The following is a 16,082-nucleotide window of genomic DNA, read 5'->3' as shown; positions in this document are numbered from 1 at the left end:
TCCGCATCATGCGTCTTCTTTACTTTCTTTGTCGGAAGCGTTGACGAAACACGGCACCCCTCCTACCTTCAAGCCGTCGTACTTCGTACGTCATATATGAGACGCGATATGTGAGATCCGATACGCGAGATCTGATCCGGTGGATCCGGTCCGTCAAGCTTCCGAGAGGCACGCATGACCTCTGTGCCCACGCCGATCCCGTCCCGCACGCTGTTCGTGCTGGAGGGCATCAAACACCGCATCCTCACCGGGCAGTTGACGCCGGGTCAGGCCCTGGTCGAGACCGAGATCGCCGCACAGTTCGGGGTGTCGAAGACCCCGGTGCGCGAGGCGCTCAAGACGCTGGCCGGCACCGGGCTCGTCGTGATGAACCAGTACAAGGGCGTCACGGTGCGCATGGTGGACGCGGACATGGCGCGCGAGGTCTACGACGTGCGGCTGCTGCTGGAGCCGGAGGCCCTCAAGCGGTCCGTGCGCAGAGGCGCCTCGCTCGACGCCGCCCGGGATGCGCTCACCAGGGCCGACGAGGCGACCGACACCGCCGAACGCTCCCTGGCCAACCGGGAGTTCCACCGCTCGCTGTACGTCAGGTGCGGCAATCCGCTGCTCGGCCGGATGCTCGACGAGGTGCGCGACCAGGCCGCCCTTGTCTCCGCCGTCGCCTGGGCGGCCAACCCCTCCTGGGAGCGGGAGGCGGACGAGCACCGGGAGATCCTGCGGCTCGCCCTCGCCGGGGACTCGGACGGTGCGGCGCGAGCCCTGCACGCGCACATCGAGTCGTTCGTGCAACGGGCTTACCCCGCAGGGGAGTCCGAGGTCCAGGGAGAGGGCGGTCAGGAATGAGCGGCGTGGCGTTCGAGGCCCAACGGGCGGCCCTGGCCGACGTGGTGGCGATCCCGGTGACCCCGTTCGCCGAGGACGGCACCGTCGACCAGTCCGCCCACCGGGCCCTGTTGCGCCGACTTGTCGACGGTGGCATCACCACCCTCACCCCGAACGGCAACACGGGCGAGTTCTACACCCTGACCCCCGAAGAGCGGCGCCTCGTCACCGAGTTGACCGTCGACGAGGTCGGCGACCGGGCCGTGATCCTCGTGGGTGTCGGGCACGACGTCCCGACCGCCGTGGCAGCCGCCCGGCACGCTCAGGACAGCGGGGCCGCGATGGTGATGGTCCATCAGCCCATCCACCCGTACGTCTCGGAGGGCGGCTGGGTCGACTACCACCGGGCCATCGCCGAGGCCGTGCCCGACCTCGGGGTCGTCCCGTACATCCGCAACGCCTCGCTGAGCGGCCTCAGGCTCGCCGAACTCGCCGACGTCTGCCCGAACGTCATCGGTGTGAAGTACGCCGTCCCGGACGCCGCCCGTTTCGCCGCGTTCGCGCGGGACGCCGGCCTCGAACGCTTCGTGTGGGTGGCCGGGCTCGCCGAGCCCTATGCCCCCTCCTACTTCTCGGCCGGCGCCACCGGGTTCACCTCCGGCCTGGTGAACGTCGCCCCGGCCGTCTCGCTGAACATGATCGAAGCGCTTCGATCGGGGGACTACCCGGGAGCCATGAAGGTCTGGGAGCAGATCCGCCGCTTCGAGGAGCTGCGCGGTGCCAACGCCTCCGCGAACAACGTGACCGTCGTCAAGGAGGCCCTTGCCTCCCTCGGGCTGTGCCGCCGCGATGTCCGCCCGCCGAGCCGCGCGCTGCCCGAGGGTGAACGCGCCGAGGTCGCCGAGATAGCCGCCGGGTGGTCCATATGAAGCCCGGCCAGGCACGAAAAGCGCCGGAGGAGCTCAGGAGCCATCAGTGGTACGGGACCGACGGGCTGCGTTCCTTCAGCCACCGGGCCCGCACCCGCCAGCTCGGCTACCTCCCCGAGGAGCACCTCGGCAAGCCCGTCATCGCGATCCTCAACACCTGGTCGGACATCAACCCCTGTCATGTGCACCTCCGTGACCGGGCGCAGGCCGTCAAGCGGGGCGTGTGGCAGGCGGGCGGATTCCCCCTGGAGTTCCCGGTCTCCACCCTCAGTGAGACCTTCCAGAAGCCGACCCCGATGCTCTACCGCAACCTCCTCGCCATGGAGACGGAGGAGCTGCTGCGCTCGTACCCGGTCGACGGGGCCGTCCTGATGGGCGGCTGCGACAAGTCCACGCCCGCCCTGCTGATGGGCGCTGCGTCCGTCGATCTGCCGACCGTCTTCGTGCCCGCCGGGCCGATGCTGCCCGGGCACTGGCGCAACGAGATCCTCGGCTCCGGCACCGACATGTGGAAGTACTGGGACGACAAGCGCGCCGGGCTCATCGGCGACTGCGAGATGACGGAGCTGGAGAGCGGGCTCGCCCGTTCCCCCGGGCACTGCATGACCATGGGTACGGCGTCCACGCTCACCGCCGCCGCCGAGGCCCTCGGCGTGACCGTGCCGGGAGCGTCCAGCATCCCCGCCGTCGACTCCGGGCACGACCGGATGGCCGCCGCTTCGGGCCTCAGGATCGTCGAACTGGTCCACCAGGACCGCAAGTTGTGCGACATCCTCACTGCCGACGCCTTCACCGACGCGGTCACGACCGTCCTCGGTCTCGGCGGCTCCACCAACGCCGTGATCCATCTGATCGCCATGGCGGGCCGGGCCGGCGTCCGACTCACCCTCGACGACTTCGACCGCATCGCGCGGACCGTACCGGTGCTGGCCAACGTACGGCCGGGTGGACAGACGTACCTGATGGAGGACTTCCACTTCGCCGGGGGCCTGCCCGGATTCCTCTCCCGGATCACCGATCTGCTGCACCTGGACCGGCCGACGGTGTCGTACGACAGCATGCGCGAGCAGCTCGACGGCGCGCAGGTGCACAACGACGACGTCATCCGCCCGCGCGACAAGCCGGTCGCGAACGAGGGCGGGGTCGCCGTCCTGCGCGGCAACCTCTGTCCGGACGGCGCGGTCATCAAGCACATCGCCGCCGAGCCACAGCTGCTCAAGCACACCGGGCGAGCGGTCGTCTTCGACGACTACCGGACCATGCAACGCACCATCAACGACCCGGAGTTGGCCATCACCGCCGACACGGTTCTGGTGCTGCGCGGCTCCGGCCCCAAGGGCGGCCCGGGCATGCCCGAGTACGGAATGCTGCCCATCCCCGACCACCTGCTCAAGCAGGGCGTACGGGACATGGTGCGGATCTCCGACGCCCGGATGAGCGGGACCAGTTACGGCACGTGCGTGCTGCACGTGGCCCCCGAGTCACACGTCGGCGGACCGCTCGCACTCGTCCGCACCGGGGACTCCATCACCCTCGACGTCGAGGGACGGTCGCTTCAACTCAACGTGGACGACGACGAGTTGGCGCGCAGGCGGGCGGAGTGGACGCCGCCGGCCGAACGGTACGAGCGCGGTTACGGCGCGCTCTACAACGAGCAGATCACGCAGGCCGACACCGGCTGCGACTTCGAGTTCCTGGCGAGGCCGGGCAAGGTGCGCGACCCGTACGCGGGCTGACCGCGGCAACGGCAACACGACATCGCACAACGCACAACCGGATCAACCACGCACAACCCTGCGCAGGGAGAAAGCGCTTCCAGCGCGACGCACGCACGACGTACCGAGAACGGAGAACAGTCATGGCCCAAGCCGCAGTCGTGGCGAAACCGCCCGCGCCTCCCCGGCGGCGGCGTGCCTCGGCGACGCCGCGAAGGCTCCCCTATCTGCTGATCGCACCGGCCGCCCTGCTCATGGTGGGCTTCATCGCCTACCCGGTCATCAGCGTCTTCTACTACAGCCTGCAGCACTTCAACCCCACCAAGCCGTGGCGCAACGGCTTCGCGGGCTTCGACAACTTCACGCACGCCTTCACCGACGACCCCCAGTTCTGGGACACGCTGGTCTTCAGCGGCAAGTGGGTCGTCGTCGAGGTCGGCCTGCAGCTGATGTTCGGTCTGGCGCTCGCGCTGATCGTCAACCAGACCTTCGTGGGTCGGTCGATCGGCCGCGCCCTGGTCTTCTCGCCCTGGGCCGTCTCGGGCGTACTCACCTCGGCGATCTGGGTGCTGCTCTACAACTCCCAGACGGGCATCACCCGTTACCTCGCCGACGCGGGCATTGGCACCTACGGGACGAGCTGGCTGTCGGACACCTCCACCGTGTTCCCGGCGGCGATCGTCGCCGATCTGTGGCGAGGCGTGCCCTTCTTCGCGATCCTCATCCTGGCCGACCTCCAGTCCGTCTCGAAGGACCTGTACGAGGCCGCCGAGGTCGACGGAGCCAGCCGGTTCAAGCAGTTCTGGCACATCACGCTGCCGCACCTCAAGGACGCCATCGTCCTGTCCACGCTGCTGCGCGCGGTCTGGGAGTTCAACAACGTCGACCTCCTCTACACCCTCACGGGCGGCGGACCGGCCGGCGAGACCACGACACTCCCGCTCTACATCGCCAACACCAGCGTCGACGCCCACAACTTCGGTTACGCGTCGGCCCTCACCACGGTCGCGTTCGTGATCCTGCTCTTCTTCTCGATCGTCTACCTGCGGCTCAGCAAGTTCGGAGGGGAGAGCAAGTGATCACCAAGGAAGCCACCTTGATCGCGCCCACGCCCGTGGACGACGTTCCCGAGCCGCCGCGCCCGACCAGGAAGCAGCGACGCGCCTGGGACGAGGCCCCGCGCTGGCAGATCTACCTCCCCCTCGGGATCTACCTCGTCTTCACCCTCATCCCCTTCTACTGGATCCTCCTCTTCGCGCTGCGCCCGGCCGGTTCGACCTCCCTGCTCCCCTGGCCGATGACCCTCGACCACTTCGACAAGGTGTGGACCGAGCGATCCTTCGGCACGTACTTCGAGAACAGCATCCTCGTCGGCCTCGCCACGCTGGTGATGACGACGCTCGTCGCGCTGGCCGGCGGTTACGCCCTGGCCCGCTTCGACTTCAAGGTCAAGCGCGCCTTCATGCTGGCCCTGCTCTGCTCCCAGTTCGTGCCGGGCGCCCTGCTGCTGGTGCCGCTGTTCCAGATCTTCGCCCAGCTGCAGATGATCAACTCGCTGGGCGCGGTCATCATCGCCGAGACGGTCTTCCAGCTCCCGCTGTCGATGATCCTCATCAGCGGATTCATCAAGAACGTGCCGTACACCCTGGAAGAGGCCGCCTGGGTCGACGGCTGCAACCGTTTCACCGCGTTCCGTATCGTCGTACTGCCTCTGCTGCGGCCCGGGTTGATCGCCGTCGGCTCCTTCGCCTTCGTGCACTCCTGGAACCACTTCCTGTTCGCCCTGATGTTCCTCAGCGACCAGGGCAAGCAGACCATCCCGGTCGGCCTCAACACCCTGATGAGTGCGGACAGCGTCGATCTGGGCGCCCTCGCGGCGGGCGGCATCATCGCCGCTGTACCCGTGGTGATCGTCTTCGCCTTCATCCAGAAGTGGCTGATCACCGGCTTCAGCGCGGGGGCGGTGAAGGGATGAGGCGCCTTCTTCAAGTCAGCGCCACGATAGGCCTGTTGGGTGCCGTACTGAGCACCCCGGCCGGTGCCGACGCCCGTGACATCAGCCGCGACACCCTGCCCGCGAACGACGGCTGGGCCGCCGCCGACGGAGGCACCACCGGCGGCGCGGCGGCGGACGACGCCCACGTGTTCACCGTACGCAGCCAAGCCGAACTCGTCCGCGCCCTCGACGGCGGCAGCGCCACCCCGAAGATCATCCGCATCGCGGGGGCCATTGATGCCAACACCGCTGATGACGATGGGCGCTTGGGGTGTGGTGACTACGCGTCCGGGACCGGCTACACGGTGCGGAAATACCTGGCCGCGTACGACCCCCGCACCTGGGGTTCCGCCAAGCCGAGCGGGGTGCAGGAAGAGGCCCGGCAGATCGCGGCGGCCCGGCAGGCCGAGCGGATCGTGCTGCCCGTCGGGTCCAACACGACGATCCTCGGGCTCGGTTCGGGCGCCGTCCTCAAGGGCGCGAGCCTCCAGATCAGGAACGCGGACAACGTGATCGTCCGCAACCTCGAACTCCGCGACGCCTACGACTGCTTCCCCGTCTGGCAGCCCAACTCCGGTGGCCTGGGCGACTGGAAGACGGCGTACGACACGATCTGGCTGAACGGCGCCACCCATGTGTGGGTCGACCACGTCACCGCCTCGGACAAGGGCCACCCGGACGCCGACGAGCCCACCTACTTCGCCCGCAACTACCTGCGCCACGACGGCCTGTTGGACATCACCAACGGCTCCGACCTGGTCACCGTCTCCTGGAGCCGGTTCGCCGACCACGACAAGGCGATGCTCATCGGCAGCGGCGACACGGCCACCGGCGACCGCGGGAAGCTCCGCGTCACCCTGCACCACAACGAGTTCCGCTCGGTGACCCAGCGCGCCCCGCGCGTCCGCTTCGGACAGGTGCACGTCTACAACAACCGCTACCTGGTCGACCACGGCGACGACTACCGCTACTCGCTCGGCGTCTCCACCGAGTCCGCCGTGTACGCCGAGAACAACGCCTTCACCACCCCCGGGCACGTCGAGGCCGCCGACCTGGTCAAGAGCTGGAACGGCACCGCCCTGCACCAGACCGGCACCCTCTTCAACGGCTTCCCCGTCGATCTTCTGACCATCTACAACGCCTACAACTCGGGCAGCGAGCGCGACCTCACGGCCGACGTCGGCTGGACGCCTACCCTGCACACAAAGATCGACAGCGCCGACACGGCCGACCGAGAGGTGGCACGCGGCGCGGGCGCAGGGAGGCTCACATGAACACGACACCGACGACCGCATTGACGGCCACACCGACGGCCACTTCGTCGCTGGTCACGCCGGTTCCGGTAGTTCTCGCGGGAGCGCGTGGCCACGGCCACTGGCACCTGGCGAACATCCGCCGACTCCAGGACAAGGGGCTCGTACGGCTGGCGGGTGTCTGCGAGCTGACCCCGCTGGCCGACGAGGAGTTGGACGGCCTCGGTACTCCCGAGCAGTCCGCCGACTTCGGCGCGCTCCTCGACTCCACCGGCGCCGCCATCGCCGTGATCTGCACGCCGATCCCCACCCACACCGACCTCGCGCTCATCGCCGCAGCCAAGGGCGTGCACCTGCTGCTGGAGAAGCCGCCGGCGCCCTCGTACGCGGAGTTCCGCCGGATGGCCGACGGGGTCGAGGCGGCCGGGGTCGCCTGCCAGATCGGGTTCCAGTCGCTGGGCTCGCACGCCCTGCCCGCGATCCGGGAACTGATCTCCGAGGGCGCCATCGGCACGGTGACCGGCGTCGGCGGGGCGGGCGCGTGGGCGCGCGACGAGGCGTACTACCGGCGCGCGCCCTGGGCGGGCAAGCGCAGGCTGAACGGCGTGGACGTCATCGACGGCGCCCTCACCAACCCGCTCGCGCACGCCGTCGCCACCGGACTCGCCCTCGCCGGCAGCACCCGCGCCGAGGACGTCACCGGCATCGAGACCGAGCTGCTGCGCGCCAACGACATCGAGTCCGACGACACCTCGTGCGTCCGCGTCAGCACGGCGAACGGCGTCCCCGTCACCGTCGCCGCCACCCTGTGCGCCGAACACCCGGACGACCCGTACGTTCTCGTGCACGGCACCAGCGGCCGGATCACCTTCTGGTACAAGCAGGACCGTGTGCTCCTCCAGCGCTCCGGACACGGCCCGGAGGAGTACGAGTACGACCGCACCGACCTGCTGGAGAACCTCGTCGACCACCTCACCGAGGGCGCCGAACTGCTGGTCGTGCCCGATGTGACCGGCGCGTTCATGCGGGTCGTCGAGGCGATCCGGCAGGCCCCCGACCCGGCTGAACTCCCGTCGGAAGCTTGGGAGTTCGCGCCTGGAGGAACCCCCCGCCGAGTGGTTCCCGGCATCGACGGCCTTGTCGCTGCCGCCGCCGACACCCTCTCCCTCTACTCCGAGCTGGGCGCCTCCTGGGCGCTCCCGAAAGAGGTGAGCACCTGATGAACCAGAACCAGATGCCCAACGAGTCGCTGGTCCTGCGGGTCGCGGGCCGCCCGGTCGGCCGCTACACCGGCCGGCCGGAGCTGCCGCTCCGCCACGCGCCCCGACCGTATCTGCACCCCGTCACCACGTTGGCCGGCACCGCTGTCACCGAGCTCAGCCCCGCCGACCACACCCACCACCTCGGCGTCGGTGTCGCCATACCCGACGTCGAGGGGAACAACTTCTGGGGCGGGCGCACCTATGTACGGGACCAGGGGCCGACCGAGCTGGACAACCACGGCTCCCAGCGGCACAGCGCCTACCAGCTCCGCGACCCCGACGGCTTCGTCGAGGAACTGCGCTGGATGGTCGGCGGGGCTGAGCTGCTGCGCGAGCGCCGAACGGTCGCCGCCATCGAACTCACCAGCTCCGCCTGGGCGTTGGACTTCACCTTCTCCCTCACCAACATCACCGACGCCCCCCTGTCCATCGGCAGCCCGGCCACCAACGGCCGCCCCGGCGCGGCGTACGGCGGCTTCTTCTGGCGGGCGCGCAAGGAGGCGGGCACTCCCGACGTCTTCACGGCCGCCACCGAGGGCGAGTCGGCGGTCCACGGCACCCGCGCCGACTGGCTCGCCCTGGCCGGCGGCAACTGGACGCTCGTCTTCGCCGGCGCCACCGAACAGACGCGCCGCGACCCGTGGTTCGTCCGGGCCGAGGAGTACCCGGGGGTCGGCTCGTCGCTCGCGTTCGACGAGCGGCTGCCGATCGACGCGGGTGAGACCGTCGTCCGCCGGATCGTCACCGTCGTCGCCGACGGGCGCCTCGACCGGGGCGAGGCCGCGGCTCTCGTACGGAAGGCGGTGAGCGCGTGATCACCGGTGCAGATCTCGGCGACGGGACCTACCGCAACCCGGTCCTGAACGCCGACTGGTCCGACCCGGACGTCGTCCGCGTCGGCGACGACTTCTACCTCACCGCGTCCAGCTTCGGCCGGGCGCCCGGTCTGCCTCTCCTGCACTCCCGGGACCTCGTCAACTGGACCCTCGTCGGCCATGCCCTCGAACGCCTGCGGCCGGCGGCCGAGTTCAGGGTCCCGCGCCACGACTGCGGTGTCTGGGCGCCCTCGCTCCGGCATCACGACGACCGGTTCTGGATCTTCTGGGGCGACCCCGACCACGGCATCTTCCAGATCAACTCCCCGGCGATACGCGGCCATTGGACCAGTCCGCACCTGGTGAAGGAGGGCAAGGGACTCATCGACGCGTGCCCGCTGTGGGACGAGGAGACCGGCGAGGCGTATCTCGTGCACGCCTGGGCCAAGTCCCGGTCGGGCATCAAGAACCGGCTCACCGGCCACCGGATGCACCCCGAGGGCACGGGACTTCTGGACGAGGGCAAGGTGATCGTCGACGGCGACCGCATCCCCGGCTGGTTCACCCTTGAGGGCCCGAAGCTCTACCGGCACGACGGCTGGTTCTGGATCCTGGCGCCCGCCGGGGGAGTGGAGACCGGCTGGCAGGGCGCCTTCCGCTCCCGTGACTTCTTCGGGCCGTACGAGGAGCGGATCGTCCTGGAGCAGGGGGACACCGACGTCAACGGGCCCCACCAGGGCGGCTGGGTACGCACGTCGGCAGGCGAGGACTGGTTCCTCCACTTCCAGCAGCGCGGCCCGTACGGCCGTGTCGTGCACCTCCAGCCGATGAGCTGGGGCGGAGCGGAGGGGACGGAGGAGACGCAAGGGGCAGCGGGTGCGGACGGCTGGCCCGTCATGGGCGACGCAGGCACCCCCGTCGCCGTACACCGCAAGCCCGATCTGCCGGTGCAGCCGCCCGCCGTGCCCGCCACCGACGACGACTTCCCCGGTGGACGGTACGGCCGTCAGTGGCAGTGGACGGCCAACCCTCAGGACGGCTGGGCCACCCAGCACTCGGGGGACGGGCTACGGCTGAGCTGCGTACGCAGTAGCGACGCCCATGACCTGCGGAAGCTCCCGAACGTCCTCACCCAGCGGCTGCCCGGCATCGAATGCGTGGTCGAGGTGGAGCTGCGGCTCGACAGTGAGGAGCCGGGGGCTCGGGCCGGGCTCGCCGTGCTGGGCGACTCCTTCGGCTGGATCGGCCTGGAGCGGGCGGTCGACGGTACGGTCCGGCTCGTCCATCGGTTCGCGGAGTCCGTCGCCGACCGGGAGCGGGACGCCGGTCAGCCGCGGGTGGCTCCCGGGGGACGGGTCCGGCTGCGGATCGCGGTCGGGGCGGGGGCGCGCTGCCGGTTCGCGTACGACCTCGGTGCCGGGGACGGCTGGGAGTCGTCCGGGCCGGTGTTCGCCGCCACCCCCTGGCGCTGGGTCGGCGCCCTGCTCGGCCTCTTCGCGCTCGCGCCCTTCGGCGGGGGACACGCAGGCGCGGCCACGTTCACGCAGTTCAGAGTCGTTTCTCCGTAACTCATTTTATTCGTATGCCTGTTGGGAGCCGCAATGACGCACTTCCCTAGCAAGCGCTTACCGGCTGCCGGTGGCCCAGTCGCCGTCGGCAGAACCCTGGCGACCGTTGTGGCCCTGGTGGCCGCTCTGGCCCTCGGGGCGGCCGGTGAAGCGACGGCCGCTGCCTCCGCGACCAAGGGCACGACCACGGCGGCCCCCCGCTGGACCGACCGGGCCCATGGCTTCGCCTCGCTCGCCGGCGGCACCTCCGGCGGAGCGGGCGGCAAGGTCGTCACGGTCACCGACCAGGCCTCGCTGGTGAAGTACGCGGCGGCCGAGGAGCCGTACGTCATCCGGGTCGCGGGTTCGATCGACGTGGCGCCCTTCGGATCGGATGTCGTCGTCACCTCGAACAAGACGCTCATCGGCGTCGACGACACCGGCGAGATCGTCCACGGGGAGCTGCACCTCAACCCGGGCACCAGCAACGTGATCATCCGCAACCTGACGATCCGTGACTCGTACGTCGAGGGCGACTGGGACGGCAAGACGACCGACTTCGACGCCATCCAGATGGACACCGTCGACCACGTCTGGATCGACCACAACCGCTTCACGCACATGGGCGACGGACTGCTCGACATCCGCAAGGACAGCCAGTACATCACCGTGTCCAGCAATCAGTTCACCAACCACAACAAGGCGTTCGGGATCGGCTGGACGCCCAACGTGCTCACCCAGATCACCATCGACCACAACTGGTTCACCGGCACGAAGCAGCGCAACCCCTCCGCCGACAACTGCGCCTACGCGCACCTCTACAACAACTACGTGGCGGCACAGGTCGCCGACGGCGACCCCGTCTGGACGTACGGGAACTGGTCGCGCGGCAGGACCAGGATGGTCATCGAGAACAGCTACTACGACGGTGTCCAGCATCCCTACCAGGCCGACGCCACCGCCGAGTTGGTGCAGCGTGGGTCGATCCTGAGGAACGTCAGCGGGCGGACGGACACGTGGGGCACCGCCTTCGAGCCCCGCGACTTCTACCCCTACCGGCTGGACCCGGCCGCCGCCGTACCCGCGCTGGTCAAGCGCTTCTCCGGGCCGCAGCAGCGGATCGGCGCCGCGGTGACGCTCCATGTCCCCGCCGACTATCCGACCGTTCAGGCCGCCGTCGACGCCGTGCCCGCCGGTAACGCCGGCCCGGTGACCATCGCCGTCGCGCCGGGCACCTACCGCGAGAAGGTCTTCATCCCGGCCGGCAAGGCGCACATCCTGCTCCAGGGGACCGGCCGGAACCGCTCCGACACCGTCATCGTCCACAACACGCCCGCCGAGTACGGCGGTTCGACGGGCAGCGCGACCGTCCGGATCGCCGCGAACGACGTCACCGCTCGCAACCTCACCTTCAGCAACGACTTCGACGAGGCCGCGGTCGAGCTGAAGGGCGAGCAGGCGCTCGCGATGAAGACGACCGGCGACCGGATCGTCTTCGAGAACACCGCCTTCCTGGGCAACCAGGACACCCTGATGACCGACAGCCCCAAGCTGGACCTGATCAGCCGCGTCTACGTCCGCGACTCGTACATCGAGGGCGACGTCGACTTCATCTACGGGCGGGCGACGACCGTCATCGAGCGGTCGGTGATCCGCGCGCTGAGCCGCGGATCCACCACCAACAACGGCTACATCACCGCCGCTTCGACCTGGACGGGCAATCCGTACGGCTTCCTGATCACCCGCTCCAAGGTCGTGAGCGACGCGCCTGCCGGCTCCTTCCACCTCGGACGGCCCTGGCACCCGGGCGGCGAGCCGAACGCCGTGGCCCAAGTCCTGTTCCGGGAAACCGAGTTGCCCGCTGCGATCAAGACCTCGCCATGGACCGACATGAGCGGCTTCTCATGGAGGGACGCGCGCTTCGCCGAGTACCGGACCTACGGGCCGGGTGCCGAAGTGACCGCCGACCGCCCGCAGTCGAGCGACGCCGACGCGGCCGTGCACACCGTCGCCGACTACCTGAACGGTACGGACGGCTGGGCCCCGCACGCCCGCCGCTGACCCCCCCACAACTTCATAGTCTCCGATTGATCCAGAAGAGAGAGTGCCGACCAATGAAGATCAGCATCCGCAGAAGCAGGCGCGCGGCCATCGCCGTGGCCCTCGGTTCCGTTCTCGCCCTGACCGCCACCGCCTGCGGCGACGACGGCAGCGGAGCGGCCGGGGACAAGGGCAACGAGGGCTCGGGCAAGGGCGAGATCACCTTCTGGGACAACAACGGTGGTGTCCGCACCGACATCTGGAAGGAGATCATCGCGGACTTCGAGAAGGCGAACCCGAACATCAAGGTCAAGTACGTCGGCATCCCCGCCGCGAGTGCTCAGTCGAAGTACGACACCGCCATCCAGGGCGGTGGCCTGCCCGACGTCGGCGGGGTGGGCACAGCGATGCTCGCCGGGGTCGCGGTCCAGGGCGCACTGGAGCCGCTGGACAGCCGGCTCAAGGAGAGCGCGCTGAACGGCAAGTTGAGCCAGAACCTGGTGGAAAGCAGCCGGGCGGCGGGCGGCGGTAAGAGCCTGTTCCAGATCCCGACCTCGTCCAACAACGGCACTCTGTGGTACCGCACCGACCTGTTCGAGAAGGCCGGCCTGGACGCCCCGACCACCTGGACGAAGTTCTACGAAGCCGCCGACAAGCTCACGAACAAGGGCAAGAACGAGTTCGGTTTCACCATCCGCGGCGGAGAGGGCTCCATCGCGCCGGCCCTGGACGCGGCGTACAGCCAGTCAGGCATCAGCTCGTTCTGGAACGGCGACAAGACCACCGTCAACGACCCGAAGATGGTGGCGGCCCTGGAGAAGTACGTCGCCCTGTACAAGAAGGACACTCCGTCGGCCGACGTCAACAACGACTTCGCCAAGATGGTCGCCCAGTGGGACAGCGGTGACATCGGGATGCTGAGCCACAATCTCGGCTCCTATCAGGATCACCTCAAGGCACTGGGCGCCGACAAGTTCCGGGGCATCCCCAGCCCGACCCAGGACGACGGCAGCCGGGTGCAGATCTCCAACCCGGTGGACGGGCTGAGCGTCTTCAAGTCCAGCAAGAACAAGACGGCCGCCTGGAAGTTCGTCGAGTTCGCCGTCTCGCGCGCGGAGAACTCCAAGTACAACAAGTCCGCAGGGCAGATACCGGCGAACACCGAGGCCGCGAACGACGAGTGGATCCAGAAGGCCGAGCCGACGAAGCTGGCCGCGGAGGCGCTGAACGGGGCCGACACCAAGATCGTGCAGCTGCCGTACTACCTGCCTGACTGGAACACCCTTTCCAAGGCGGACAACGAGCCCAATTACCAGAAGGTGCTGCTCGGGAAGATGAGTGCGAAGGAATTCCTGGACACGCTGGCCGAGCAGTTGAACGCTGCGCAGGCTGAGTGGAATGAGCAGGCGGGCTAGGTCGGTTCTTGGGCTGCGGGTTCGCCGTGGCTTGTCGCGCAGTTCCCCGCGCCCCTAAAGGCCAGAAAGCAGGGGCGCGGGGCCTCAACCCCTCTGGAAAGGCACAACGTCGTGTCTCTTAGCCGTAGACAAGTGACCGCGGCGGCTATTGCCGCTGTTCCTCTTGTCGCCGCATCCTCCGGGAGCGCCACGGCGCATTCCGGTCGCCGTTCTCGCACCCTCTACATCGCCGGTGATTCCACCGCCGCCCAGAAATACGCTGACGCCGCCCCGGAGACCGGGTGGGGAATGGCGCTTCCCTTCTTTCTCGGGAAGGGGCTGGAAGTTTCCAATCATGCGGTGAACGGGCGTAGTTCCAAGAGTTTCTTCGACGAAGGGCGTCTTGACGCCATTCTCGAGGTGATCGCCCCCGGTGACCTCCTTCTCATCCAGTTCGGGCACAACGACGAGAAGAGCGCCGACCCCGTCCGCTACACCGAGCCCTGGACGACGTACCAGGACCATCTGCGGCTGTATGTCGACGGTGCGCGGGCCCGGGGTGCCCGGCCGGTGCTCGCCACCTCCGTCGAGCGGAGAAAGTTCGACACGAGCGGCAACGCGGTGGCGACCCACGGCGACTACCCGGCGGCGATGCGTGCGCTCGCCGAGGAGGAGCGCGTGGCGCTGCTCGACATCCAGGCCCTGTCGATCGCGCTCTGGCAGGAGTTGGGGGTCGAGGAGACGAAGAAGTACTTCAACTGGACCGCCACCGAGCAGGACAACACGCACTTCAATCCGCCCGGTGCCATCGCCGTGGCCCGGCTCGTCGCCGCCGGGCTGCTGCGACGCCGGGTGCTGGCGCGCCGGGATGTGCGCCGCCTCGACGACGTGATCCCGGAGTCCTGGATCACCTGGCCGCCGGCCGCCGCATAGCCGCTTTCCCCCGAAGTCCGCCCAGCCCTGTTCCTCCAGAAGGAGAGCCGCACCATGAACGCTCGTGCATGTCATGATCATGCCATCGTTAAGGCCGCCGTCCTGCTCGGCTGCACCGCCCTCGTCCTGACGGTCACCGGCCCCGCCGCCCAGGCCGCCGCTCCGGCCCGTGACCTCGGCCGTCAGACCCTCGCCGCCGGTGACGGCTGGGCATCCGACGCGGGCGGCACGACCGGCGGTTCGGCCGCCACCGCCGACCACGTCTACACCGTCACCACCTGGGCGCAGTTCAAGGCCGCGCTGCAGGACGGCGGCAGCGCACCCAAGATCATCAGAGTCAAGGGCATGATCGAGGCCGTGTCCGAGGGCTGCGAGGCCTTCGTCGCCGGGGGGTACGACCTCCAGCAGTACCTCAAGGACTACGACCCGGCCGTCTGGGGCAACGACAAGGTCGCCAGCGGTCCGCAGGAGGACGCGCGAGTCGCCTCCGCCGCCAACCAGGACACGGAGATCAAGGCCAACATCCCGAGCAACACCACCATCGTCGGCGTCGGCAGGAACTCCGGCATCCTCGGCGGCAGCCTCCAGATCAAGGCCGTCTCGAACGTCATCCTGCGCAACCTCACCATCGAGGCCCCGCTCGACTGCTTCCCGAAGTGGGACCCGACCGACGACAACAACACCGGCAACTGGAACTCCGAGTACGACGCCGTGGTCGTCTACGGCACCGACCACGTGTGGATCGACCACAACACGCTCACCGACGGCCGCTACCCCGACAGCGAGCGCCCGAGCTACTTCGGCAAGGTCTTCCAGCAGCACGACGGGCTCACCGACATCGTGCGCGGCGCCAACTACGTGACCATGTCCTGGAACTCGTTCAAGGACCACGACAAGAACATGCTGATCGGGAACAGCGACAGCACCGCCTCGACGGACGCGGGCAAGCTCAAGGTCACCATGCACCACAACGAGTTCGACGGGATCCTGCAGCGCTCGCCGCGCGTGCGCTTCGGACAGGTCGACGTCTACAACAACCACTACGTGGTGGGTGAGGCGCAGAAGTCCGACTACTACATCTTCGGTGTCGGCATCTCCTCGCAGCTGTACGCCAGCGACAACGCCATCTCGCTGCCGACCGGCGCGAGCGTCGGCAAGGTGCTGAAGAAGTGGAAGGAGTCCCCGCTCACCGCCGTGAACAACCACGTCAACGGCCGCCTGACCGACCTGATCGCCGTCCACAACGCGGAGGTCCCCGAGGAGACGCTCCAGTCGGGCGCCGGCTGGACGCCAACCCTCCGAACGAAGGTCGACTCGCCGCGCGCCGTGCCGTACGTCGTCAGCCGCGGTGCGGGCGCGGGCAAGGTCTGCTGATC

13 protein-coding genes are annotated in these 16,082 nt (G+C 68.7%); all 13 read left to right on the top strand.

The window, feature by feature from the left end; translation table 11 throughout:
* Positions 1 to 174: 174 nt before the first annotated feature.
* The 13 genes from G3I56_RS26560 (at position 175) to G3I56_RS26500 (ending at position 16,080) form a co-directional block, all read left to right on the top strand.
* Positions 175 to 843, top strand: a complete 669-nt coding sequence (locus G3I56_RS26560; RefSeq protein ID WP_164413139.1) for a GntR family transcriptional regulator — start codon at positions 175 to 177, stop codon at positions 841 to 843.
* Positions 840 to 1,751, top strand: a complete 912-nt coding sequence (locus tag G3I56_RS26555) for a dihydrodipicolinate synthase family protein (protein WP_164413137.1) — start codon at positions 840 to 842, stop codon at positions 1,749 to 1,751. Before G3I56_RS26560 ends, G3I56_RS26555 begins: the two co-directional genes overlap by 4 nt.
* The gene (gene araD, locus G3I56_RS26550) at positions 1,748 to 3,487 is read left to right on the top strand and encodes an L-arabinonate dehydratase (protein WP_164413135.1); all 1,740 of its coding nucleotides are present in this window, start codon (positions 1,748 to 1,750) and stop codon (positions 3,485 to 3,487) included. The genes G3I56_RS26555 and araD overlap by 4 nt, the downstream gene beginning before the upstream one ends.
* A gap of 122 nt (positions 3,488 to 3,609) precedes the next feature.
* Positions 3,610 to 4,545 (top strand): sugar ABC transporter permease, encoded by a 936-nt coding sequence (locus G3I56_RS26545; protein ID WP_164316283.1) that lies wholly within the window; start codon positions 3,610 to 3,612, stop codon positions 4,543 to 4,545.
* Complete coding sequence (locus tag G3I56_RS26540) at positions 4,545 to 5,441, top strand: carbohydrate ABC transporter permease (protein ID WP_343240056.1); 897 nt, start codon at positions 4,545 to 4,547, stop codon at positions 5,439 to 5,441. Before G3I56_RS26545 ends, G3I56_RS26540 begins: the two co-directional genes overlap by 1 nt.
* Entirely contained in the window at positions 5,438 to 6,736 is a 1,299-nt protein-coding gene (locus G3I56_RS26535; RefSeq protein ID WP_164413131.1) for a pectate lyase, read from the top strand. Before G3I56_RS26540 ends, G3I56_RS26535 begins: the two co-directional genes overlap by 4 nt.
* The gene (locus G3I56_RS26530) at positions 6,733 to 7,935 is read left to right on the top strand and encodes a Gfo/Idh/MocA family oxidoreductase (protein WP_164413129.1); all 1,203 of its coding nucleotides are present in this window, start codon (positions 6,733 to 6,735) and stop codon (positions 7,933 to 7,935) included. Before G3I56_RS26535 ends, G3I56_RS26530 begins: the two co-directional genes overlap by 4 nt.
* Complete coding sequence (locus G3I56_RS26525; RefSeq protein ID WP_239135104.1) at positions 7,935 to 8,792, top strand: PmoA family protein; 858 nt, start codon at positions 7,935 to 7,937, stop codon at positions 8,790 to 8,792. The genes G3I56_RS26530 and G3I56_RS26525 overlap by 1 nt, the downstream gene beginning before the upstream one ends.
* The gene (locus tag G3I56_RS26520) at positions 8,789 to 10,360 is read left to right on the top strand and encodes a glycoside hydrolase 43 family protein (RefSeq protein ID WP_164413127.1); all 1,572 of its coding nucleotides are present in this window, start codon (positions 8,789 to 8,791) and stop codon (positions 10,358 to 10,360) included. The genes G3I56_RS26525 and G3I56_RS26520 overlap by 4 nt, the downstream gene beginning before the upstream one ends.
* A gap of 33 nt (positions 10,361 to 10,393) precedes the next feature.
* Positions 10,394 to 12,400 carry a pectinesterase family protein gene (locus G3I56_RS26515; RefSeq protein WP_203690697.1) on the top strand — a complete coding sequence of 669 codons (2,007 nt, stop codon included), beginning with the start codon at positions 10,394 to 10,396 and terminating at the stop codon, positions 12,398 to 12,400.
* Positions 12,401 to 12,453: 53 nt separating this feature from the next.
* On the top strand, positions 12,454 to 13,794 hold the full coding sequence (locus tag G3I56_RS26510) for a sugar ABC transporter substrate-binding protein (RefSeq protein ID WP_164413125.1): 1,341 nt from the start codon (positions 12,454 to 12,456) through the stop codon (positions 13,792 to 13,794).
* Between the two features lie 111 nt (positions 13,795 to 13,905).
* Entirely contained in the window at positions 13,906 to 14,706 is an 801-nt protein-coding gene (locus G3I56_RS26505) for a rhamnogalacturonan acetylesterase (RefSeq protein ID WP_164413123.1), read from the top strand.
* A gap of 54 nt (positions 14,707 to 14,760) precedes the next feature.
* Positions 14,761 to 16,080: a pectate lyase gene (locus tag G3I56_RS26500; RefSeq protein WP_164413121.1), complete on the top strand. Its 1,320-nt coding sequence runs from the start codon at positions 14,761 to 14,763 to the stop codon at positions 16,078 to 16,080.
* Positions 16,081 to 16,082 lie beyond the last annotated feature (2 nt).

Origin of the sequence: Streptomyces sp. SID12488 (genome assembly GCF_010548275.1) — a bacterium.
GTDB lineage: Bacteria > Actinomycetota > Actinomycetes > Streptomycetales > Streptomycetaceae > Streptomyces.
The sequence above is the reverse complement of the archived record's forward strand: the minus strand, read 5'-3'. Positions and strand labels throughout refer to the sequence as shown.